We start from the raw sequence: 22,655 nt of genomic DNA, 5'->3' as shown, positions 1-22,655 counted from the left end.
ATGAGATATCCGACAGATCTTTCCTGGAATGCAATTCAGGAAGACGTTTCTTTGTTTCAGATACAGATTCATTTTGGGCGATTGGCAATGTGAAATGGAATGCCGAACCTTTTCCCTCTTTCGATTCGACCCAAATGTCTCCGTTTTGGAGCTGAACCAGCTGTTTGACAATGCTAAGGCCAAGACCGGCACCATCGTCTTTATTCGCTTCGGCTTGCTGAAAAGACTCAAAGATGGTTTGGCGATCAGCTTCTGAAATGCCGCTTCCCGTATCCGTTAATGTCACTTTGATCATGCTGTCGTTCAGTCTTGAAGCAGAAAGTGTGATTTGGCCCTCTGTTGTATATTTGATTGCATTATCGACTAAATTGGTTAATATTTGGCGGAAGCGGTTTTCATCCGCGAGCACTAAAGGAAGATCGTCCGGGATATGATTCACCATATTCAAGTTTTTATGTCTCGATAAAAGATTGTAGAAATTCATTTCCGAACAAACTAAAGTATAAATATCAACAGGAACCGGGTGGATTTGAAGCATGCCCTGCTTTATTTTTTCTAAATCCAAGATGTCATTTACGAGATTGGACAGCCTGTAGCCCATGCGGATGACGAGCTGCATATTTTCCTTCTCTTCTTCTATTGTTCTTTTTCTTTTGCCGGCCAGCAGGGTCTGGCATATATTAATGATGCTGTTCAGCGGTGTTTTGAATTCATGTGATGTTTTGGCGATAAATTCATCTTTTAAACGGTCACTTTTGAGCAATTTCCACGAGAGCACTTCATTTTCACGGAATGCCCCGGCGAATTGCTGTGCCATTAGCAGAACGATCGCCAGCAAAGCGATAACTGTTGGCAATGAATAAATCGAATTAAAGGAAAAGGCTGTTTTGCCGCTATAAGCTGATATGGTGGTTAAAATGACAAAAGCACTCATTGATATAGAGGCGATGGTCAGATACAGGCTTCCTTCCATTTTGCGGATCGCAGCAATCGTAAAAATATATGTAATATAAACCAGAGTCGAGACGGCTAGCACAGAATGTAAGATGTACGAGGTATGGCCGATAAAACCGACGGTTAAAAAATCTGTGACTAAGACCAGTCCGGAAGAGACGGTGGCTATGCGAATAAAACGCTTTGAAACAATCTCTCTGTAAGCAAAATAGAGATAAAGAAAAACCGCAATGCTGACAAACACTGTAGAGATGGCCCTCAATGAATTTAGCAATGAAAATGAAATTGACGGATAAAGGAGAAATATAATCCGCTCTTTTCCGATCATCAGAATAATGAACGAAAACAGAAGACACATAACAGAAAAAAACAACAAATGTTTATCTCTTTTTCTTTGCAGGAAAAAGCCCAGAAAATATAATCCGGTAATGAAAAAAGCTGTAATCATGATCGTATCATTAAGAAAGGAAATTTTGTTTTCCCGCACTATTTGGTCCTGAGTGCCAAAAGTAATTGGCTTTGCGATTCCCCATCCCGGCGTTTTTCCGAAGTTCGAAAATTGTACGATAAGTTCATTGTCACCCTTGTGAAGCGTAAAAAAGCTCGTATATGGGCGGTTTTGTGCCGCGAAATCAGGATTATCTGAAGGGCTTCCGCTTTGGCCAATGCGTTGTCCATTAAAATAGATGCGATTGGCGCTGTAAATAAACGACGTGCTGATCCCAAATACCTGATGGTCTTGCTTTGATCTTATGGTTAGCTTATATGTTCCGTAATCTACATTCATACCTTGTTTGGACAGCTTTACATTGCTGGGAACATCAACGAAGAGAGGATCTTTTCCTTTTGCTGTAGCGATCTCTTTTGGTGACAGAATCTGATTTGGATACAATGTCCATTTTCCGTTCAGCTGTACATTCCCATCCTTCTGAAAATCCCAATTCTCTAAGTTCATGACCCCATGCCTTGCCTCAGGAAGCGTTGACCCGGAAGAATGGTCAATGGAAATGAAAACCATAAAGAATGCAGCGTAACCGAAAATAATCGAAGTAAAGATGAATTTCTCTTTCATATCATGGCTCCTTTATTCAAATAGGATCAGATCATTCTAAATTCCTATTTTTTTATAAATATTGTAAGTGCAAAATTTCAAAAACTACAATAGAAAGAAAAAGAATCCAGATAAAGGGGTTATTTGTCATGATATAATAGAAGTTATTTACTGATATCTCGATTTTACATATAGGGTGGGATGTTTTGTGAAAGCGTTAATTGTTGATGATGAGCACTTGGCATTGCTTCATTTTAAGAAAATGCTTGAACGAACAAACGCCTTTCAATCTATTATGGCGTATCAAGATCCGGTTGAAGCCTTGGAGCATCCTGAGACTCCTGCTGTAGATGCGGTGTTTCTTGATATTGAAATGCCGGGGGTAAATGGCATTGAGCTTGCTGAGGCCATTCAATCGATGAATGAAAACATCCAAGTCGTTTTCATCACGGCTTATAATGAGTTTGCTATCAAAGCGTTTGAGCTGAATGCCATTGATTATTTGCTGAAGCCTGTCGTATACGAGCGGCTTGAGACTACTGTTGAACGAATCAAAACGAATCATATGCTCAGACAAAATACAGGAAACACCGAGGCGCATTTTTCGATCCAATGCTTTGGAAGCCTGCAGTTTCATCAAATCTTAAAGGGTGCCAAAACAAACATTCCAGTCAAGTGGAGAACGTCGAAAGCACGTGAAATATACTTATTTTTACTTCACAATCACGGCCGTGTGGTCAGTAAAGACATGCTGATCGATCTTTTTTGGCCTCATTATGATATTTCAAAAGCAAGCACCCAGCTTTACTCCACCATTTATCAAATACGAAAATTATTCAGCCAGATCCCTTTCAGCCAAACAATCGAGAAGACTGATACTGGATATATTCTTCGGCTTTCAGACGCAAAAATCGATGTTGTGGAATGGGAAAAATCACTCAAAGGGGCGCCTCCGCTCAATGAAGCTACATTACATCTGCACATGGATATTTTCCTGTCCTATCAAAATCATTATCTAATGGAGCACGGCTATCTTTGGGCAGAACCGGAAAAAGCGCGTCTTTCCCAGCTTTGGCTTGGAAAGGCCTATGAACTGATCGATTATCATATTCAGGAAATGAACGATCACCAAGCGATGGACGTTTGCCTGCAAGCCGAGAAAATTGAGCCTTGTGATCATAAAATCATGCAATACAAGCTGCAGCTATTTAACAAAAACGGGAAGGTAGAAGAGGCGATAAAAGAATATCAGCGTTACAAACAAATGAAGGATCAAATTAATTAAAAAACTCCAAACCAGTATGTGTCGATTGCCTTTCGATGCACACTGGTTTTTTTGTGCATGTCAGCTAAAGGGAAGGCCCTCGCCATATGTCTCCTGGTTGAATCTTCAACTCTCCAATTCACTTCAATCATACATGATTTTTGAGTTGTACAGAAATTGTATAGTTCCATTTCATACAATGTAGTTTGGTTCGGATGGCAAATCTTAGTTTTGGAGCACATTCGGTATTAGCAGTTCATTGTGGGGGATGAGACATGATTTTATGGTCTCGCGGATCAATCGGCAAGTGAAAAATAGATAGGAGAGGGAGGAATGAAAAGTTGAGAACGAGGAGTTTTCCCTTAGGGCTGAAAAAAAGCGGGCGGATCGTCATGATCATAAGCCTTGCCATCTTTTTCTTCTTCAGCCAGATCGCCAGCTATACTCTTACAGCGCAGGCTGTAGGTATAACGCCAAGTGACAGTCAATTCTTCGATTCGGTAACAGTTAAGGACGCCAAGGGCCGGATTGTTGACGGATCAAAAGGAAGCGAACCGGCACTAACACCGGGGGACGACGTGACACTGACATATGAATGGTCATTGGAAAAAGTCAAAAAAGCAGATAGCGAACAGGATATCAATGTGGAGATACCTAAAAGCTTTACATTTGATAAAGGTGCAGAAGGTGAGATCAAATCTGCTGATCAGGTCATCGGCAGCTATCAAGTGCCGGCGGGCAGCAGCACCGTGACGGTAAAATTAACAACTGCATCTGCGGATTCTCTTGATGCCAAGGGGACCATTACTCTGCCAGCTAAGTTTACTGCAGATGTAAAAGACGATGAACATACAGTTGCAGCTCTTTTTCAGTTAGGGGGAGGCAAAACCCAGCAGGTGATCATCCCTGTTAAGAAAGAGGAGACACCAGATGATGAGGAGGAAGAGCCAAAAAACGACTCTTCTGATACTGCGGGTGATCAGAAAGGAGCAGATGACAAATCTGCACCTTCAGTCAGCAAGGAGCAAAAAGAGGAAGAACAGCAGCCGTCAGCGGATTCTAAGAGCGGCGAATCCTCTAAGAGTGATGATTCAAAAAAAGTGTCATCCTCAAGTCAATCAGCTTTCAAAAGCTTGCAAACTGAAGAAAAACAAATCACGCAAAATATTTTAACCGGCGTGACATTGACGGATGCAAACGGAGAGCCATATGACAAGGGCAATCGCGCCAATACGAATTCTCCGGTGAAAATTTCAATTGATTGGGCCATTCCTGACGATTTAGGAAAAACAATCAATGCCGGCGATAAATATGAATTTGATTTGCCTAAAGAATTTATTATGCATAATGACATTGTGAACCTGCCGTTAAGCGCCGGAGACACCACCTTCGGGACATTTTCTATTGATACGAACGGACATGTGGTGATGACATTTAACAGCGAGATAAAAGAAAGTTCTCATGTCAAAGGTACTTTGGTTATCAATACGCAGTTCAACGAGAAAAAAATTACGGGTTCGACAACACAAAAGATTCCATTCCCTGTGAATGCCGATACGCCTGAAACAACAGTTTATTTTAAACCCAATGTGAGTAAAACCATTGATAAATCAGGTGTGCTGGATAAAGGCATCAACCCTGGTAAAGTAACATGGACGGTCGATGTCAATAAAAAGTTGGATCAAGTCAAAAATGCCAAACTCACGGAGAGCCTTCCAGATGGCGTAATCTACCGTTCAGTTAAAGTGTATGAACTCAATGTGAACATTGATAGTTCTGTCAGCAGAGGAAATGAAGTTTCTTCCGGCTACAGTGTTGATTCAAAAGGAAATGTCACATTTGACGGAACAATTGATTCAGCCTACCGCCTTATATACGAAACCGACATTGACAATAGTGCGAAGCCGAGTGAAGGCGGAAATATAACGCTGATGAACAAGGCAGCATTCAGCGGAGATCAACTGGAGCCCATTTCTGCAGAAGCCACTGTTGCAGCCAAATATGGAAAAATGATCGCGAAATCATCAACAGGCTATGATGGAGAATCTCAAACATTCAGCTGGGCTCTTGCATACAACTACGGTGAGAAACAGATCGACCAATCCAAGGCCAGCATTAAAGATTCTTTTGGAACTGGCGATTTGCATCTTGTAAAAGATTCTTTGAAGGTTGTTCCTATTACCTTCGGACAGAATGGCGGCGAGCAAGCGGGATCGCCTTTAAAGGAAGGCGAGGACTACACGCTGATCGATAATGGAAACGGATTTGAAATCAAATTTAATAAAACCATTACCAGCGCTTACAAAATCACATATCAAACAAAGGTCAACACCGGAGTGATCATTGATAAATCTACAACATACACCAATAGCGTGGTGACCGGAACAGGGGATTCAAAAGAAGCTTCCGGAATAGCCATTCAGCAGAATCTCATCAAAGGATATTCAAACGTAGATTATGAAAAGAAGACGGTTGATTGGACGATTACCGTTAATAAAAATAAATACTTGATGAACAATTGGGCTTTGGATGATCAATTTGAAAGCGGCGGAATGGTTCTGCTTGATGAATCGTTCAAGCTTCAAGACATAACGAACAACAAAACATTGCGGAAAGACAAAGACTACACGTTAACAAAAAAACCGGATCATAAAGGCTTTACTTTGGCATTGATCGGGGATTATGCAAAAACAGACAGTCAATTTAAGATCACTTATACGACAACATTCAATGCCGATTATTCTAACGAAATCGTTAAGAATACAGCTCAGTCGACATGGACTGATCAAAACGGCAATGAGCGCACGAATAAAGTATCAAGCGGTTTTACGCCGAATCACCAGACTTCAAATAATGGGTTTAAAAACGGTTCATACAACGCGGTTTCAAAGGAAATCACGTGGAAAATCGGCGTCAACTATAACGGCGAGCCGACGAAAAATCCTTATATCAAAGATGCCATAACAGATCCTCAGCAATTTGTGCCGGGTTCCGTTGTCGTTAAGAGTTATACGATCAATAAAAACGGCTCGATCACAGAAGGAGACGCGCTTGATCCTTCCAAGTATGATGTCGAAGAGCCTTCTGCGAATAATGAACGCACTCTGACGGTACATCTTAAAACAGGCGATTCTGTACCATATCTGATTGAGTTTAAGACATCACTCAAAGGACAGGTCATTGATCAGAATCAGTACACAAACAAGGCAACCTACTATAATGACGGCTATGCAGACCGTACGTTGACGGGCTCTGTTTCAGTTACGAACGGAGGAAGCCTGGTTTTCAAAGGCGGCAAACAAAATGGAAACTACATCGATTGGAACATCAATGTCAACTCCAGCCAATCAACGCTGGATGATGTAAAAGTCACAGACACGCCGGATGAAAATCAAATTTTAGATGCAGATTCTTTTAAAGTATATCAAGCAAAATATGATGAAAACGGAGTGGTCAAAGACAGCAGCGGAAATCTGACCGCGGGCGATCTTGAGCTTCAAAAAGACAAGGATTACACGTTAGACATCAAAACGGACAATACAACAGGTGAACAATCATTTGTCCTGACATTTATAGGAAGTTATAAGCAAATTGACCGTGCCTATGTGATCAAATACCGGTCTCTGATTAACATAGCCGGCACGAGCGGCCATGTTAAAAATAAGGTGTCCATTTCAGGAACTAATGTGAAGGAGCAGACTCAAGAAAACAGCAGCTCGATCTTTGTTGCTATTTCAAGCGGTGACGGTTCCGGATCTGGAGAAAAAGGAAGCCTGACGATTTTTAAGACTGGAGAGGACGATAAAGCTCTAGAAGGAGCAGAATTTCAGTTATGGTCTGAGGACTCCAAACAGCTCCTCCGCACTGGCACGACGGATGCCGGCGGGAAGCTTGCATTTGGAAATATTCGCTATGGTTCCTATGTATTAAAAGAAGTAAAAGCGCCTGACGGATATACCATCAGTGATGCTTATGCAAAAGGAGTCTCTGTGAAAATAGACAGCAACTCCTCCAAGACAGGAGCGCTGTACAAAGTCGTAAATCAACAGAACAAGGTGACGCTTATCAAACAAGACGAACAAAACAATCCTTTGGCAGGTGCTGTTTTCAAGCTGGAGAAAAAGTCAAATGACGGCACCTATACTCTCATACGAACAGATATCAAATCGGATAAAAACGGAAAAGTAGAAATGAACGGTTTGCCGGCGGGCTACTATCGCTTGACAGAAACACAAGCTCCTGAAGGCTTTATCGTAAATACAAAAGCGATTCACTTCTCAATCGCAAAGAATGAAAAGAATCAAGTGTCTGATGTGAATTTAGGAAAAATGACCAACTATCAAGGGAAAGTCTCACTGACGAAGGAAAATGCTGAAGGCCAGAAACTTGAAGGCGCAGTATTCAACATTGTCGATCAAGATGGGAAGGTCGTTCAAGAGAAGCTGACTTCAGATAAAGACGGTAAAATTGAGGCTTCGGGCCTTGCGCCGGGACGCTACGCCCTTGTGGAAACAAAAGCGCCAGCGGGTTATGTGCTGAATACAAAGAAAAAAGAATTTACCATCTCAGAATCTGCAGCAGGAAAACCTGAAGCCGCAGATGCCGGAATCGTCGTTAACGATAAAGGCTCTGTTGAGCTGACGAAGGAAGATGCCGATGGCAAGAAGCTTGAAGGAGCCGTCTTTAAAATTATCGACAACGAAGGCAATACGGTTCAAGAAGGACTGACCTCGGATAAAAACGGGAAAGTCGCAGCCTCAGGCCTTGCACCGGGACGCTACGCTTTTGTTGAAACGAAAGCGCCAGCGGGCTATGTGCTGAATACAGAGAAAATGGAGTTTGAGATCTCTGATTCCTTTGAAGGAAAGCCTGAAGCTACAGATGCCGGAATCGCCATTAACCATAAAGGCTCCGTTGAGTTGACGAAGGAAAATGCTGAAGGCAAGAAGCTTGAAGGTGCAGTTTTCAACATTGTCGACGAAAAAGGAAATACGGTTCAAGAAGAGCTGACTTCCGATAATGACGGAAAAGTGAAGGCTACGGGTCTTGCACCGGGACGCTACGCCTTTGTGGAAACGAAAGCGCCAGCCGGTTATGTGCTGAACACGGAGAAAAAAGAGTTTATCATTTCTGAATCAGCCGCAGGAAAGCCAAAATCCGCAGATGCCGGGATCGTCGTGAACTATCAAGGATCGGTTCAGCTGACGAAGGAAGACCAAGATGGAAAAGGCTTAGCAGGTGCGGTGTTCAAAATCACGGACAGCGATGGGAACACTGTGAGAGACGATCTAGTCTCAAAAGAAGGCGGTAAAATTGAAGTTGACGGGTTAGCGCCGGGAAGCTATCAATTTGTTGAAAAACAGGCGCCAGATGGATATCTTTTATCCGAAAAACCAGTGTCATTCACCATTAAAGCAGAATATGGCGGCAAACCTGAGCAAGTGAAAGTGACAGCGGTTAATACAAAGAACCTTGTCGTTCTCACTAAAGTGGATCAGCATGATAAAAATAAAGTTCTGCAAGGTGCGCAGTTCAATTTGGCAGATGCCAACGGCAAAGTGCTGAAGTCCGGTTTGGTTACCGATGACAAAGGACAAATCACGGTGCACGGCCTTAAAGCTGGCGAATATCAGTTTGTTGAAACAAAAGCGCCTAAAGATTATGAGTTGAACCAAACTCCTATATCGTTCAAGATCACAAACACAGACACAAAAACAGTCGAAATCACCGCGGAAAACATATTGGCACCAGGTGACGTAAATGTGAAAAAAGTGGATCAAGATGATAAAAATACCGTTTTGGCCGGCGCTGAATTCAAGTTATTGGATGAAAGCGGCAAGCCTGTAAAAACTGACGGATATGGAAAAGAGCTTTCTGAACTCTGGAAAACGGATCACGATGGACAGTTCACTGTAAAAGGCCTTGCGCCTGGAAGCTATCAGTTGATTGAAACAAAGGCTCCCGAAGGTTACAAACTTGATGAAACACCAATTGAATTCACAATTGAAAAAGGACAGTCAAAAGCTGTTGAGATCGTTGTTTCTAATCAAAAAGTGAAAACACCAACGCCAGATAAACATGATCATCCTAATAAACCTACACCGGACGGAAATGGTAAAGATGATGGAGATCATTCGAAAACCAATGGTACAGATGGCAGCTCGGATGGTCAGACGAACACAGACAACACTCTTCCAAAAACCGGAGATACAGACAGCATGCTGACGGCCATGATTGGCATCCTGCTGCTTATGGCAGGCGGAGGCTTAGCTGTTGCCTCAAGAAAGAAGCAAAAAAAAGGATAAATAGGAAGGCACCTGATCAATGAAGAACCGATCAGGTGCTTTTTTAAAAGTGAAACTGACAAGGCGCATTTTTAGAAGGAAGCATAAGAAAGGGTTTTTTGCATGTACAAAAAAATGATCATTACGGTGTTCATTCTTTTAGGACTGCTGCTGATCTCTTCTCCTTATATCAAAGGAGGAATCATAGCCTATCTTAGCAAAAGCCAAAGTGAGTCGGCCTTAACTGTAGAGCAGCTGAAAAAAAATAATGAGAGAGAAGCGGAATTTGAATTTGATTCAATCGAACCGCCTGAGTTGATGGATGCCATAAAGGCCGGCTTTGAACACGATCAAAAAGCGGTTATTGGACGGATAACGATTAAAAGCGTCGATCTGGAGCTTCCGATCGTAAAAGGAACAACCAACGAAAATCTATTGATAGGGGCGGCAACAATGCGCCCGGATCAAAAAATGGGCGAGGGGAATTATCCGTTGGCAGGCCATCATTTGAAGCAAAAGAGTCTTCTGTTCGGGCCTCTGGAAAACGTAAAAACAGGTGCCCAAATTGTTATCACGGATTTTAAAAAGGATTATATCTATTCTGTGACATCTAAAGACATCATATCGGAAATGGATGCAGATGTAATTGAGGAGACAAACAAAAAGGAGATTACGTTAATCACATGTGACAAGGCGGTCAAAACCGAAGGGCGCCTCGTTGTGAAAGGGGAATTGGTTGATTCTTTTGGCCATACCAATTAATTATGCTAGAGTGAAAAAAAGCTGCCGTTTTAGAACGGCGGCTTTTTCGCTTCTTTTTTATATTTTTTGCTTAAATGCCTCAATAAGTTTTGTTCCTGTATAGCCCTCTTTTACAAGGGATTCGAGTATGGTCTCAGTTCCCTGCTGTTTTCTTGTGACCATTTGTCCGTAGAGTAAAACCTGTATGCTTTCTTCCAGCTTGACGATATTTTTCACTGCTGCTGTCAGCTGGGCGGGGCGATTGCTTTTTTTCGTAATCGTTACAAATACTTTGGCTTCAGATTGGCTGTTTTGAAGCTGTTCAAAAAAAGAAAGATGTTCTTTCTGTACAAGCGCTTCAATCAGCCAGTGATTTTCACCGTCTTCTTTATTGATAATCAGTCCGTCAATAAGAGGAAACTGTTCAATTGATTGTTCTTCCTTGTCCACTCGTTCCACATTCAGGTCAACCAGTTTAAAGGTTTTCATTTCTTCTCACCCCGATTACTTCCAAAGATTTCTTGCCTTCCATTATAACATAAACGTTTTCGAGGAAAAATGCTGCAATGCTGGGGCTAAAGAATTTTGTATGAGTGAAACATTTAATAATTTCTATTTTTTCATTATACTGTAACTGACTATGGATTACGGAGAGATGTGGTATGAATCAATTTCGTTTAAAGGAAATTTATATTGACGGCGCTCCTTCTGAAAACCATTTGATTCAAAAGGAAGTAACATATATGTTAAGCCGTAAGGAAGTGTTTGAGGTCCATCTGAACAAAAAAGGAAGGATAAGTTTTTTATACGAAACACAAGATGGCATGGAGCAGTATAAAATCAAGCTGTCAATGCCGGAAAAAAAGTTGAGCTTTCAGTGGTTTGCGTGGGATGGTTCTTCCTATGTGCGCATGAATACGCAAAATTGGCTGACGAAGCAAATCTTTTTCCGTTTTTTAAAAAGTACATATTTCTTTAAAGGGAAAAAGCAAAAGATGTTTTTAGCTGAAGGGAAAATGAAAACGAAAGATAAAAACAGAGGCTGAAAGCCATTTTTAAGCGTTTTTCTTTTCTTGTTGCATCATTTACAATACATACAACCGCAAGGAGAGGAGGAATCGCATGTTCAATCAGGTCATGCTTGTCGGACGTCTTACAAAAGATCCCGAGCTTCGCTATACTTCCGCCGGTGCGGCAGTCGCCCACGTTACGCTCGCGGTGAACCGCAGCTTCAAAAATGCTTCAGGTGAAATCGAAGCTGATTACGTCAATTGCACACTTTGGAGAAAGACAGCTGAAAACACCGCGTTGTATTGCCAAAAAGGTTCTCTTGTCGGCGTAAGCGGACGAATTCAGACAAGAAGCTATGAAAACGCAGAAGGGGTTAACGTGTATGTAACAGAAGTATTGGCTGACACTGTTCGTTTTATGGACCCTAAACCCCGGGAAAAAGCTGCTGATTGACAACCCCCGCTCCTCCCGTTTTCTATCCATTCACTCATTCGGATCTCCGCATCATCCCCTCAAAAATGACCAGTCGACCAGACTGGTTCTTTCTTTTTGTTTATTTAGGCAAAATTGGTTCATATGATGCATTTTTGCTTAAAAACACTTAATAGTGTTGAATAAAATTGATAAAAAACTTATAATTACTTAAAGATGATTGCTAAGAAAAGGAATGAGGGCGTGTACCAAGAAGAAAGATTAGTAGCGATTTTGGATTTTTTAAAACAGCATAACCGAATTACAACAGAGCAAATCTGTACGCTCTTGAAAGTGTCAAGGGATACAGCGAGACGCGATCTAGTAAAGCTGGAGGAACAGAATGCCATCATCCGCACTAGAGGCGGGGCCATTTTGCCGACTGTTCATCAGAAAATTCAAAGCTATTCCGGCCGCTTGAAAACAGTGTCAGAGGAAAAAAACAAGATCGGCAGGCTTGCAGCATCGCTTATTCATGATGGTGACCGGGTGATTTTAGATGCTTCGACAACCGTTCAGGCCTGTGCAAAGCATTTGCAAGCGGTTGATTGTACCGTAATCACCAACTCAATTAATCTTGCGGATGTGCTGTCCGATAAAGAAGGAATTGAAATTTATCTGCTGGGAGGCAAGCTGGAAAAGGAGCACCGCTTTCTGTACGGCGCCTCTGTGATTGAAAAGCTCTCAAGCTACCACGTCGATAAAGCGGTGATCGGTGTGGTCGGTATTTCCGAACACGGCATTACCATTGCGCATGAAGAAGATGGCATGGTGAAGCGGAAAATGATTCAGCAGGCAAAGCAGGTAATCGCGCTTGCAGACCATTCGAAGCTGGGCAGCACCAGTTTTTATCAGTATGCAGAGCTGAGTGAAATCGATCTCTTGATCACAGACAGACTGCCGAATCAGGCATTTTGTGACTTGTTTGACCGCAACGGCGTGGAGCTTCTCGTGACAGAGCAGGATGAAGGAAAGGGCTGACAAACATGAAATTAATTGCGATTGACTTAGATGGAACCTTACTCAACAGCAAGCATCAGGTGAGCTTGGAAAATGAAAACGCACTGCGGCAGGCGCAGCGGGACGGCATTGAAGTAGTGGTGTCAACTGGGCGCGCTCATTTTGATGTCAGGTCAATTTTTGAACCGCTGGGGATCAAAACGTGGGTCATCAGCGCAAACGGCGCCGTCATTCACGATCCCGACGGCAGGCTTTATCATCACGAAACCATTGATAAGCAAAGGGCGTATGACATTCTCTCATGGCTTGAATCAGAAAACTATTATTACGAGGTATTCTCAGGTTCAGCCATTTATACACCGCAAAACGGCAGAGAACTTCTAGACGTTGAACTGGACCGATTCAGAAGCGCAAATCCGGAAGCAGATCTTTCTGTTCTTATGCAGGCGGCCGAGGTGCAATACAGCCAATCGGGCTTTGCTTACATTAATTCCTTTCAAGAGCTGTTTGAAGCGGATCAGCCAATCGATTTTTATAATATTCTCGGCTTTTCTTTCTTTAAAGAAAAGCTTGAGGCAGGCTGGAAAAGATATGAGCACGCTGAAGATTTGACGCTTGTCAGTTCGGCTGAGCACAACTTTGAGCTTTCTTCTCGCAAAGCTTCCAAGGGGCAGGCGCTGAAGAGGCTTGCGGAACGGCTGAGCATTCCGCTCGAGGAAACCGCGGCTGTAGGTGACAGTTTAAATGACAAATCGATGCTTGAGGCTGCGGGAAAAGGGGTAGCGATGGGCAATGCCCGGAAAGATATTAAAGCGATAGCCGACGCTGTCACCTTGACCAATGACGAACATGGTGTTGCACATATGATTAAGCATTTGCTATAGGTATAGGTGCTGCACCAAAAGTGCATCCTGTTGATAACCGGCGTAACGGATTCTTGGAAATTCGGCGTGACGGCTATGAACGGAAAAAAGCTGGCTCTATAGAGCCAGCTTTTTTAGTCATGATCATTGCGCTGTTGCGCTTAATGTAAACAGTTCTTCGAGCTCCTGTGTGGAAAGCTCGGTAATCCAGTTTTCACTTTGGATAATTTGATCGTTCAGGGTTTGCTTCGATTCGAGCATGGCATCAATTTTTTCTTCGATTGTTCCAGTCGTAATCATTTTATGAACGTGGACAAAGCGCTCTTGGCCTATGCGGTATGCACGGTCAGTCGCTTGATTTTCAACCGCTGGGTTCCACCACCTGTCATAATGGATGACGTGATTGGCGGCGGTCAAATTAAGTCCCGTGCCTCCAGCTTTGAGTGAAAGTATCAGTGTCGGATATTCTTTCCTCTGGAATTTCTCAACGAGTGTATCCCGCTCCTGCTTGGAGAGACTCCCGTTTAAAAATTGCACAGGTTCCCCGAACGTTTTTTCAAGCAGCCGCTTCATCATGTTCCCCATCTGAATGTATTGCGTGAAAATCAGGCAGCTTTCGTTTTGGGCGCGGATCGCTGTCATCAGTTCCAGCAATTTTTCGAGCTTGACTGATCTGCCAGCCAGCAGCTCGGTTTGCTCTTCCTTTAAATAGAGCGCGGGATGATCGCATATTTGCTTAAGCCGTCCGAGCATGCTAAGGATCAGTGCTTTTCGCTGCATGCCGGTCAGTGATGTCATATGGTCAAACGTGTCTTTGACAAGCTGCTCATAAAGTGATGCCTGTTCGGCTGACAGCGGGATAAATTCTTTTTCTTCCAGCTTCTCAGGAAGATTAAGCGCGACCTCTTCATCACGTTTGGTCCGTCGGAGAAGGAATGGCCGGATTAACTGCTGAAGCTGTCCAATTCTCTTTTCGTCCCGGTCTTTTTCAATCGGCAGCACATAGCGCTTATGGAAGCCTGTCAAACTGCCGAGGTAGCCTTTATTCATGAAGTCAAAAATGGACCACAGCTCAGTCAGACGGTTTTCCATCGGCGTGCCGCTCAGCGCGATATGATGAAGCCCCTTCAGCTTTCTGATTGCACGTGATTGCTTTGTATGCGCGTTTTTAATATTTTGCGCTTCATCAAGGCAAATCGTGTTCCAGGTCACAGAAGAAAGCTCTTCAGCATCGGCATGTGACAGCCCGTATGAAGTGAGCACCACGTCTGCGTTTTCGTAATGAGCGGCGAAATCATCACCCTTTATACGGCGCGGCCCATAATGGAGCGCGACAGACAGATCAGGGGCAAAGGTTTGAAGCTCCCGCTGCCAGTTGCCGAGTACGGATGTCGGCGCGATAATCAAATGAGGCGTTTTTTGCCGGCCGCTTTCCTTCACGTGCAGAAAATAGGCGATCATTTGAATCGTTTTCCCAAGCCCCATATCGTCTGCCAGACAGGCGCCAAAACCGCTTTCCCGCAGAAATAGCAGCCAGTTCATGCCGTATTTCTGATAAGGGCGGAGTGTCCCTTGGAAAGAAGGGCTGACTTCGTGCTCCGGCAGGTTTTCTGCGGCAGTGAGCTTTCGAATCAGTGACCTGAGCTGTTTGGACAGATCAAATTGAATACCGGCAAAAGCGGATGTATCAATCAGATCTGAATCCTCAAGCCCGCCTTCCCCCTGATCCATTAGTTCGCGCGCCAGAATATCAGACATGTGGAGTCCTTCCGATTCCGCTTTTTCCATCAGGCGTTTCATCTGTTTGATAAACTGCGGATCGATTTTTACCCATTGCCCCCGTATATTAACGAGGCGCCTGTTGCTGGCGACGAGCTCATTAAATTCAGCCTCGGTCAGCTCGATTCCATTTGTCGCAAACCGCCAATTGAAATCAAGCAGCGCATTCATGCCGACAAATGACTCGCCGCGCGGGGCCGACGACACTTTTGCCTTCAGCATCATGTTGCTGTCTCTGACGATCTGCCACCAGGATGGGAGCAGAATTTCAACGCCCATATCGACAAGCGTCTCACTTGCTTCTGATAGGAAGATCCAGGCTTCTTCCTCAGAGATCAGCGTTGTCCCTGAATCAAATGACAGCCACGGAACAGTTCTGTGAAAGCGGTCCTGCTCACGCGCAATTTTATCGCTGTACGCCTGCCACGATTTTTTGAGGCTCTTCAGCCCGTCAAAAAATTCTACAGCACCGCTCTTTTTATCACGTAAAAACATTTCGATTTTCCAATCGTCTCCGTCAAAGTCCGGTTCATTTAAGCGCAAGCCGACTGTAAATGGAGATTGATCGTCAATCCAGCCAATCCCCTCCAAAAAATCCTCTTCATCAAGAAAATGGCCGCGGAATGTCGTAACCGCAGGCGATTTCTCCTTGATGTGTTCCCATTTCTCCCGCAGGTCATCGTCATATTGGATGTAATCCTGAACGGCAGCGGAAAACCATTCCGCAGTAAAGCCTTCCAATATATTGTCGCGGTCCTTCCAGCGAAAAACACCGTTTGTCCATGCTTCATAGTCAGGCATAAAATCGCCGTCTGCGATAAATTCATAGATGGTCGATGCCGCCTCGATCAGCGGCTCCGTTTCTTTTGTAAGCTGCACGGAGCTGAATGAGTTGAACGAGTTTTTGCCGAGAAGCTCTACAGTCATCCATGGAGATAGCAGAACAGCAGTCGTCCCGATGAAGCTGACATCCTCAAGAAAAGTTCCATAAAATGAGGATTCATGCCATTGGAACAAATGCTTTTTCATATGGGTGTAGGGAAGAGGCTGCTCATTCTCATCAAAGGCCGAGAGCGTAAATGATCCATCTTCCATTTGTTCGACGTGGATGAGAATTTCTTTAAGACTCGCCATCAATCAACTTTCCTTTCTGCAGTTCTTCTTGAAGCGCGCGCAGGCGCTTGTAATGTGAGCTCAGCTGCTGAATATACCGCTCCCACACCTTCAGCTTCTTCGCTTTTCTGTACAGGGTGCGCAGTTTTTTCAAATACCGTGCGGCTTCCTTGTACGAGCTGCGGTTCTTCTGATCGATAAAAAAGGACACTTCTCTATGGTAAGCGGGTATAAGCGCCTCTGGGTCGCTCGCTCCAATTTCCTTCAGCATGATTTTATCCATTTCATTGATGGAAAAGCCGACAAGGCTGTGAATTTCAATCCACTCGGCATAGCGTTTTTTTTCATATAAATGATGGCTGTATTCTGTGAACGTATACGGCAGACAGCCCGCGGCATAGCGTTCAAACAGCGCTTGATCATTGGTTTGCTTCACATAGGCATTCAGCAGAAGGAACAGCTCGCCGATCACATCGCGAATCTCTTTAAACGGCTTATCCAGCTTCGTATAACCCATCGCAATCGGTTCAATTTGCTGGTACCATGTTTTAAGCCGTTTCCAGTCCTTCTTGGCAGTCATTTCACTCAGCCATTGGAACGTATAAGGGAGCGCTTCCGGCGGGAATTGATCAACTTCCGCAAAAATAACGTCATCATTCTTTTGCAGGAACTCCAAATGCAGGCGCCCGAATTGCAATTCAGGAGAAAAACGCCGTCCTGCTTCATTTTTCAATATCTCCTGTTCGCGTGTCACCCATTTTGGACGCGAAAGCAGCGCACTCCAAATTTCACCAAAGACACGGATGCGTTCATATTGGAAAATTTCTTCTTTCAACAGCAAATGCCGGATAACATCCGGTGTTTTATCCAAAAATGGATCGAGCGCAAAAGACAGTGCGTACGTTTTTAATTTATCAATAGAGCTGTAGATTGTATCCATCAGCTGTTCAACGTACGGATTGAGGGAATAAAAATCTTGTTCGGGGTTCAGCTTGCCTGCTTCGATCAATGTGAAGATGCGAAGCCAAACCGCAATCGCAGAATGAATCTGATACAGGCTTTTCAGCTCCGGTTTGTTCGGCGCATGTTTTTTTAATGCGGACAGGTAGCCGTAATAGAGGCCCTGCATGTTTTGGCTGCCTTCTGGCGTGCGTGCCTGCCAGAGAGAAAACTCTGAATCAAAAAAAGTGAGCCAGCTTGAAAGCGATTCTTCATTCGGCAGCACCTTTTCCTGAAACTGGCGGCGGACGAGCTCCTTGCTTTCCTCAAGCTTTTCCCTCTCCAGCCAATACTCTGTAAAAGTACCCACTCGCTCGAACATTGCATATACATATAAAAACACAGCCAGCATATGGCGGCAGATTCTTCCGGACGGACATGAACAGCCGCTTTTGACTATGACAAACAAGTTCAATGTGACCCGCACAGGCACAACATCCTGCACGTAAGCCGTAATTTCCGTCGGACTCACTGCTTGTAAACGATAGACTGAATCCTGCCGATATAAAATAAGGGCTTTTTTGATCAGCTGAACATTTTCCTCATTGTAAGGAAGAAGTTCCTTTAACTGTTCAGCAGATGCCAGCACATCGTCTTTGGAAATCATATTCTGAAGCATGATTATCGCTCCTAACCGAGTCACGTAATAAAAAGATCCAATTTCTCTATTATATCGCAACACATCGGCCTTAAAAAGTTTTTCCTAAAAAAGGACATAAAAAATGGGATGTGTCGAATGATGTATTAGAGATTGCAAATTGATAACCGGCATCATATAATAATCGTGTTTTCAACTTATGGAAGCTGAAAGGAAAAAAAAGATGAGTGAAAAGAAATTGAATCAAGAAGAATTTCTGAAAATTTTGATGCATGCACATGAAATTGGTGAGCAGTCATCTGAAATGACGACGAAGGAAATGCTTGAAAATTTGATTTCTCATATTAAAAATGGATATGCAACATAAAAATCCCGCACGCCTTTTGCGGGATTTTTTTATGCGAGATGACGTGACTGCCTGAATAAGAGAAAAAGAGGCAGCAGTGTCAAGACAGTTGGTGAAGCGCTTACATAAAATGAAGGAACATAACGTTTTGTAAAATAATGTCGAATTATGTCACGTGAAAAGCTTTAGAAATGCGGTTTCAACGTTGTATAATCGTAGATGGAAAAGGATGTTATAAGAGATTTGGAGGTATCATGGGAGAATCTACTAGCTTAAAAGAGATATTATCAACGTTAACAAAACGCATACTTTTGATTATGATTGTAACCGCAGCTGCCACTGCTGCAGGCGGACTCATTAGTTTCTTCGCACTTACACCCATCTATGAAAATTCAACTCAGATTCTAGTCAATCAATCGAAAAACGACCGAAAAGAAGTCCAATTTAACGATGTTCAAACCAACCTTCAGTTAATCAATACGTACAATGTCATCATTAAGAGCCCTGCCATCTTAGATGAAGTCATTAAAGAAATGGGCCTGTCGATGACATCCCAAGAACTGAATGACAAAATTACCGTATCCAGCGAACAGGACTCCCAAGTGGTCAACATATCGGTCAGGGATGAAAACGCGGAAACAGCGGCTCATATTGCCAATACTATAGCATCTGTTTTTCAAGACAAAATCACATCCATTATGAATGTTGATAATGTCAGCATTTTGTCAAAAGCCGAGGTATCAGAACATCCGTCGCCTGTATCGCCAAAGCCGCTTCTAAACATCGCCATCGCGTTTGCGGCCGGATTGGCGGGAAGCATCGGACTGGCCTTCCTGCTTGAGCATTTGGATAATACGATCAAATCGGAAGAGCAGCTCGAATCCCTGCTGGACATACCTGTTTTAGGGACGGTTTCCACCATTGCGAATGAGCAGAAAACAGCAAAGGCCATACAGGGTTTCAAATCTGAAAAAGCGGGGAGTGGACATTTTGGCGCTTAGAAAAAGCAGAGGCTCTTGGATGCGCAGGAATGTCATTGCAATGACAGAACCGAAATCCTTGAACTCTGAACAATATCGGACGATTCGCACGAATATCGAATTTGCTTCAGTGGACCGGCAAATGAAATCAGTTATGATCACATCGGCTTGTCCGGGGGAAGGGAAATCAACAACGGCCGCCAATTTGGCTGTCGTATTTGCCCAACAGGGAAAAAAAGTGCTCCTGATTGATGCTGATTTGCGGAAACCAACAGTACATACGGCCTTTTTTCTTGAAAACACGGTTGGCTTAACATCTGTTTTATTAAAGAAAAGCTCAATGGAGCAAGCTGTGCAAGCCTCAAATGAAAAACATCTTGACGTGCTGACGAGCGGCCCGATCCCGCCAAACCCGGCCGAGCTTCTCTCCTCGAAGTGGATGAAGGAGCTTGCTGACGAAGCGAGTGTGGCATATGATATGGTGATTTTTGATACGCCGCCTATTCTTGCCGTAGCAGACGCACAGATTTTAGGCAACGTGGCAGACGGTTCTGTTCTGGTTATTTCAAGCGGAAAAACAGAAAAAGAACAAGCCGCAAAAGCGAAAGAAGCACTTGAATCGTGCAATAGCAAGCTCCTTGGAGCGATCATGAACGGCAAAAAGCTTTCAAAGCACTCTGAATACGGTTATTACGGAAACAAAGACAATTTCATGCAAAATAAATAACGTGCATCGTGCCCGTTATTTATTTTTGTGAAAAAGGGGGCTAGGACATGATCGATATTCACTGTCACATTCTTTCGGCAATGGATGACGGGGCAGGTGATTCAGCTGACAGCATAGAAATGGCAAAGGCCGCTGTTCGTCAGGGAATCCGGACGATCATTGCGACACCTCATCATAAAAACGGTGTGTATGAAAATGAGCCAGCTGCAGTCAAAGAAGCAGCAGATCAGTTAAACAAACGTTTAATCAAAGAAGACATCCCTTTACATGTGCTTCCGGGACAGGAAATCAGAATCTACGGCGATGTGGAACAAGACCTTGCGAAACGCCAGCTTCTTTCGCTGAATGACACAAAATACATCTTGATTGAGTTTCCGTTTGATCACGTTCCCCGATATGCGGAGCAGCTTTTTTATGATTTGCAGCTGAAAGGATATATTCCGGTTATCGCCCATCCTGAACGCAACAGGGAAATTCGCGAAAACCCCTCCTTGCTGTATCATCTTGTGGAAAAAGGAGCAGCATCTCAGATGACTTCAGGAAGTCTTGCGGGGACCTTCGGCAAGCAGCTGAAAGCATTTTCTCTCCGGCTAGTTGAAGCCAATTTGATCCATTTCGTAGCCTCAGATGCCCATAATGTGAAAACGAGAAATTTTCACACTCAAGAGGCCCTTTATGTTTTACAGAAAGAATTCGGCCCGGACTTCCCTTACATGCTGACGGAAAATGCGGAGCTTCTCCTGCGGAACCAGACCATCTTCAGACAGCCTCCGCAGCCGGTCAAAAGAAGAAAATTGTTTGGTCTCTTTTAACAGCCGATTCTCATTTCACCACTTTCTTTTTGAGAGCGATATAATAGTGTATTGTATGATTGAATCACATTTCAGAAATCTGTACAGGCTGTACCCGACAGGCTATGCGGGAGATCATTCGCATTCATGATAGGATGTTCTCATACGATATTACGGAAGCTGCAAAGCAGCAATTTAACTGTTGGAGGGAAACAATGAATATTACAGTCATCGGAACAGGCTATGTCGGTCTTGTGACAGGTGTTTCTCTTTCTGAGATTGGACATCATGTAACCTGCATTGATATTGACGCTCACAAGATTGATGAAATGAGAAAGGGCATTTCCCCCATATTTGAACCTGGTCTTGAAGAGCTGATGAGAAAAAATACAGCTGATGGACGGCTGAACTTTGAAACGAGCTATGAGAAAGGCTTGGCACAGGCAGATATCATTTTTATAGCGGTCGGCACTCCGCAGAAAAGCGACGGACACGCCAATCTGGAGCAAATTACAGATGCGGCCAAACGCATCGCACAGCATGTCAAACGAGATGCCATTGTGGTAACGAAAAGCACAGTGCCCGTCGGGACAAACGATTTGATTAATGGACTGATCACTGAACATCTAGCTGAGCCTATCAGTATATCGGTCGCATCCAATCCGGAATTTTTGCGTGAGGGGTCGGCGATCTTTGACACGTTTCATGGAGACAGGATCGTGATCGGAACAGCCGATAAGAAAACAGCCGATACGCTTGAGGAGCTCTTCCGTCCGTTTCAAATCCCGATTTACAAAACGGATATCAGAAGCGCTGAGATGATCAAATATGCCTCAAATGCTTTTCTGGCCACTAAGATCAGTTTTATAAACGAAATTTCGAATATATGTGAAAAGGTCGGCGCCGATATCGAAGCGGTCGCCTACGGGATGGGACAGGATAAGCGGATCGGGAGCCAGTTTTTAAAAGCGGGCATTGGCTACGGCGGTTCTTGTTTTCCAAAGGACACAAACGCCCTCGTGCAAATTGCCGGCAATGTCGAGCATGATTTTGAACTGCTGAAATCGGTTATCAAAGTCAACAACAATCAGCAGGCGATGCTGGTTGATAAAGCGCTGAACAGGCTCGGCGGGGTGACGGGAAAAACGATTGCCCTTTTAGGCCTGTCATTTAAACCGAATACGGACGATATGAGGGAAGCGCCGTCAATTGTCATTGCAGACCGTCTCGCTGCGCTCGACGCCCGTATTAGAGCCTACGATCCCATTGCAGTTAGCCATGCAAAGCATGTTCTCCCGCAAGCTGTTGAATATAAAGAGACGATCGAGGAAGCTGTCAAAGGGTCCGACGCCGTCATGATTTTAACCGACTGGTCTGACATTAAACAATTCCCGTTAGAGGCTTATCCGGATTTGATGGAAACGCCGCTCATATTTGACGGCAGAAACTGCTACACATTGGATGAAGCTTTGGCTGCAGGAGTGGAGTATTATTCTGTCGGACGAAAGGCGGTTGTGCCGTCAGGTTTAATTCAATAATTGAAAAAGAAAGGCTGGTTGCGCACCAGTCTTTTTTTCGTCTATTGCGGGGTGCTGAATACATTTGCTACTATTTAACTATTGTTTGGAAAAGTATGCAGAATTAGGGCTTCTTTACACAATCGTTTGATAAAACATTAGAAGAAACGGAGAAAACCAGAAAATAAAATCTTTCAAAAATTATT

General features: G+C 43.8%; 15 protein-coding genes and 1 pseudogene. 12 read left to right on the top strand and 4 right to left on the bottom strand.

The features are described 5' to 3' along the window. Positions 1–88: 88 nt before the first annotated feature. Positions 89–1,402, bottom strand: a pseudogene (locus tag JQX68_RS21795) (sensor histidine kinase); the annotation flags it as partial. Between the two features lie 811 nt (positions 1,403–2,213). Here JQX68_RS21795 and JQX68_RS18630 point away from each other — a divergent pair. The 3 genes from JQX68_RS18630 (at position 2,214) to JQX68_RS18620 (ending at position 10,315) form a co-directional block, all read left to right on the top strand. Further along, positions 2,214–3,290 carry a response regulator gene (locus tag JQX68_RS18630; RefSeq protein WP_205440376.1) on the top strand — a complete coding sequence of 359 codons (1,077 nt, stop codon included), beginning with the start codon at positions 2,214–2,216 and terminating at the stop codon, positions 3,288–3,290. A gap of 320 nt (positions 3,291–3,610) precedes the next feature. Beyond that, positions 3,611–9,574 (top strand): SpaA isopeptide-forming pilin-related protein, encoded by a 5,964-nt coding sequence (locus JQX68_RS18625; RefSeq protein ID WP_205440375.1) that lies wholly within the window; start codon positions 3,611–3,613, stop codon positions 9,572–9,574. A 102-nt stretch (positions 9,575–9,676) separates the two neighbouring features. Then, positions 9,677–10,315 carry a class A sortase gene (locus JQX68_RS18620; RefSeq protein ID WP_040081584.1) on the top strand — a complete coding sequence of 213 codons (639 nt, stop codon included), beginning with the start codon at positions 9,677–9,679 and terminating at the stop codon, positions 10,313–10,315. A 57-nt stretch (positions 10,316–10,372) separates the two neighbouring features. On the opposite strand, the gene JQX68_RS18615 is transcribed toward JQX68_RS18620, so the two are convergent. After that, the gene (locus JQX68_RS18615) at positions 10,373–10,783 is read right to left on the bottom strand and encodes a YwpF-like family protein (protein WP_014665659.1); all 411 of its coding nucleotides are present in this window, start codon (positions 10,781–10,783) and stop codon (positions 10,373–10,375) included. 173 nt (positions 10,784–10,956) lie between these two features. Between JQX68_RS18615 and ywpG the strand changes: the two genes are divergently transcribed. The 4 genes from ywpG to ywpJ all read left to right on the top strand — a co-directional run bounded on the left by ywpG (position 10,957) and on the right by ywpJ (position 13,620). Beyond that, positions 10,957–11,340 carry a DynA interaction protein YwpG gene (ywpG, locus tag JQX68_RS18610; RefSeq protein ID WP_014665658.1) on the top strand — a complete coding sequence of 128 codons (384 nt, stop codon included), beginning with the start codon at positions 10,957–10,959 and terminating at the stop codon, positions 11,338–11,340. A gap of 76 nt (positions 11,341–11,416) precedes the next feature. Next, positions 11,417–11,758, top strand: coding sequence for a single-stranded DNA-binding protein SsbB (gene ssbB, locus JQX68_RS18605; protein WP_014665657.1), 342 nt, complete (start codon positions 11,417–11,419; stop codon positions 11,756–11,758). Positions 11,759–11,980: 222 nt separating this feature from the next. Next, positions 11,981–12,757: a transcriptional regulator GlcR gene (glcR, locus tag JQX68_RS18600; protein WP_205440374.1), complete on the top strand. Its 777-nt coding sequence runs from the start codon at positions 11,981–11,983 to the stop codon at positions 12,755–12,757. Between the two features lie 5 nt (positions 12,758–12,762). Next, the gene (ywpJ, locus tag JQX68_RS18595; protein ID WP_014665655.1) at positions 12,763–13,620 is read left to right on the top strand and encodes a phosphatase YwpJ; all 858 of its coding nucleotides are present in this window, start codon (positions 12,763–12,765) and stop codon (positions 13,618–13,620) included. A 123-nt stretch (positions 13,621–13,743) separates the two neighbouring features. Here ywpJ and JQX68_RS18590 read toward each other — a convergent pair whose 3' ends face one another. Both JQX68_RS18590 and JQX68_RS18585 read right to left on the bottom strand, forming a co-directional pair. Next, on the bottom strand, positions 13,744–16,512 hold the full coding sequence (locus JQX68_RS18590; RefSeq protein ID WP_148343273.1) for a DEAD/DEAH box helicase: 2,769 nt from the start codon (positions 16,510–16,512) through the stop codon (positions 13,744–13,746). After that, positions 16,499–18,109, bottom strand: a complete 1,611-nt coding sequence (locus tag JQX68_RS18585; RefSeq protein ID WP_014665653.1) for an SWIM zinc finger family protein — start codon at positions 18,107–18,109, stop codon at positions 16,499–16,501. The genes JQX68_RS18590 and JQX68_RS18585 overlap by 14 nt, the downstream gene beginning before the upstream one ends. Positions 18,110–18,311: 202 nt before the next feature. Between JQX68_RS18585 and JQX68_RS18580 the strand changes: the two genes are divergently transcribed. The 5 genes from JQX68_RS18580 to uglF all read left to right on the top strand — a co-directional run bounded on the left by JQX68_RS18580 (position 18,312) and on the right by uglF (position 22,470). After that, positions 18,312–18,455, top strand: coding sequence for a YwzD family small protein (locus tag JQX68_RS18580; protein ID WP_003242876.1), 144 nt, complete (start codon positions 18,312–18,314; stop codon positions 18,453–18,455). A 233-nt stretch (positions 18,456–18,688) separates the two neighbouring features. Next, positions 18,689–19,435: a protein-tyrosine kinase activator TkmA gene (gene tkmA / locus JQX68_RS18575; RefSeq protein ID WP_205440373.1), complete on the top strand. Its 747-nt coding sequence runs from the start codon at positions 18,689–18,691 to the stop codon at positions 19,433–19,435. Then, positions 19,425–20,141 (top strand): tyrosine-protein kinase PtkA, encoded by a 717-nt coding sequence (gene ptkA / locus JQX68_RS18570; RefSeq protein ID WP_040081589.1) that lies wholly within the window; start codon positions 19,425–19,427, stop codon positions 20,139–20,141. The genes tkmA and ptkA overlap by 11 nt, the downstream gene beginning before the upstream one ends. 47 nt (positions 20,142–20,188) lie before the next feature. Then, positions 20,189–20,953, top strand: a complete 765-nt coding sequence (locus tag JQX68_RS18565; protein WP_014665650.1) for a tyrosine-protein phosphatase — start codon at positions 20,189–20,191, stop codon at positions 20,951–20,953. 194 nt (positions 20,954–21,147) lie between these two features. Next, positions 21,148–22,470 carry a UDP-glucose 6-dehydrogenase UglF gene (gene uglF, locus JQX68_RS18560; protein ID WP_103031136.1) on the top strand — a complete coding sequence of 441 codons (1,323 nt, stop codon included), beginning with the start codon at positions 21,148–21,150 and terminating at the stop codon, positions 22,468–22,470. Positions 22,471–22,655 lie beyond the last annotated feature (185 nt).

The sequence above is a fragment of the Bacillus sp. LJBS06 genome (assembly GCF_016924995.1).
Classification (GTDB): domain Bacteria; phylum Bacillota; class Bacilli; order Bacillales; family Bacillaceae; genus Bacillus; species Bacillus stercoris.
This window is presented reverse-complemented; position numbering and strand designations above follow the sequence as displayed.

Excerpts from the sequence above, each read along its gene's own strand:
- JQX68_RS18620 (WP_040081584.1), top strand. The coding sequence starts at position 9,677 with ATGTACAAAAAAATGATCATTACGGTGTTCATTCTTTTAGGACTGCTG.
- JQX68_RS18615 (WP_014665659.1), bottom strand. The coding sequence starts at position 10,783 with ATGAAAACCTTTAAACTGGTTGACCTGAATGTGGAACGAGTGGACAAG.
- ywpG (WP_014665658.1), top strand. The coding sequence starts at position 10,957 with ATGAATCAATTTCGTTTAAAGGAAATTTATATTGACGGCGCTCCTTCT.
- ssbB (WP_014665657.1), top strand. The coding sequence starts at position 11,417 with ATGTTCAATCAGGTCATGCTTGTCGGACGTCTTACAAAAGATCCCGAG.
- ywpJ (WP_014665655.1), top strand. The coding sequence starts at position 12,763 with ATGAAATTAATTGCGATTGACTTAGATGGAACCTTACTCAACAGCAAG.
- JQX68_RS18590 (WP_148343273.1), bottom strand. The coding sequence starts at position 16,512 with ATGGCGAGTCTTAAAGAAATTCTCATCCACGTCGAACAAATGGAAGAT.
- JQX68_RS18585 (WP_014665653.1), bottom strand. The coding sequence starts at position 18,109 with ATGCTTCAGAATATGATTTCCAAAGACGATGTGCTGGCATCTGCTGAA.
- JQX68_RS18580 (WP_003242876.1), top strand. The coding sequence starts at position 18,312 with ATGAGTGAAAAGAAATTGAATCAAGAAGAATTTCTGAAAATTTTGATG.
- tkmA (WP_205440373.1), top strand. The coding sequence starts at position 18,689 with ATGGGAGAATCTACTAGCTTAAAAGAGATATTATCAACGTTAACAAAA.
- JQX68_RS18565 (WP_014665650.1), top strand. The coding sequence starts at position 20,189 with ATGATCGATATTCACTGTCACATTCTTTCGGCAATGGATGACGGGGCA.
- uglF (WP_103031136.1), top strand. The coding sequence starts at position 21,148 with ATGAATATTACAGTCATCGGAACAGGCTATGTCGGTCTTGTGACAGGT.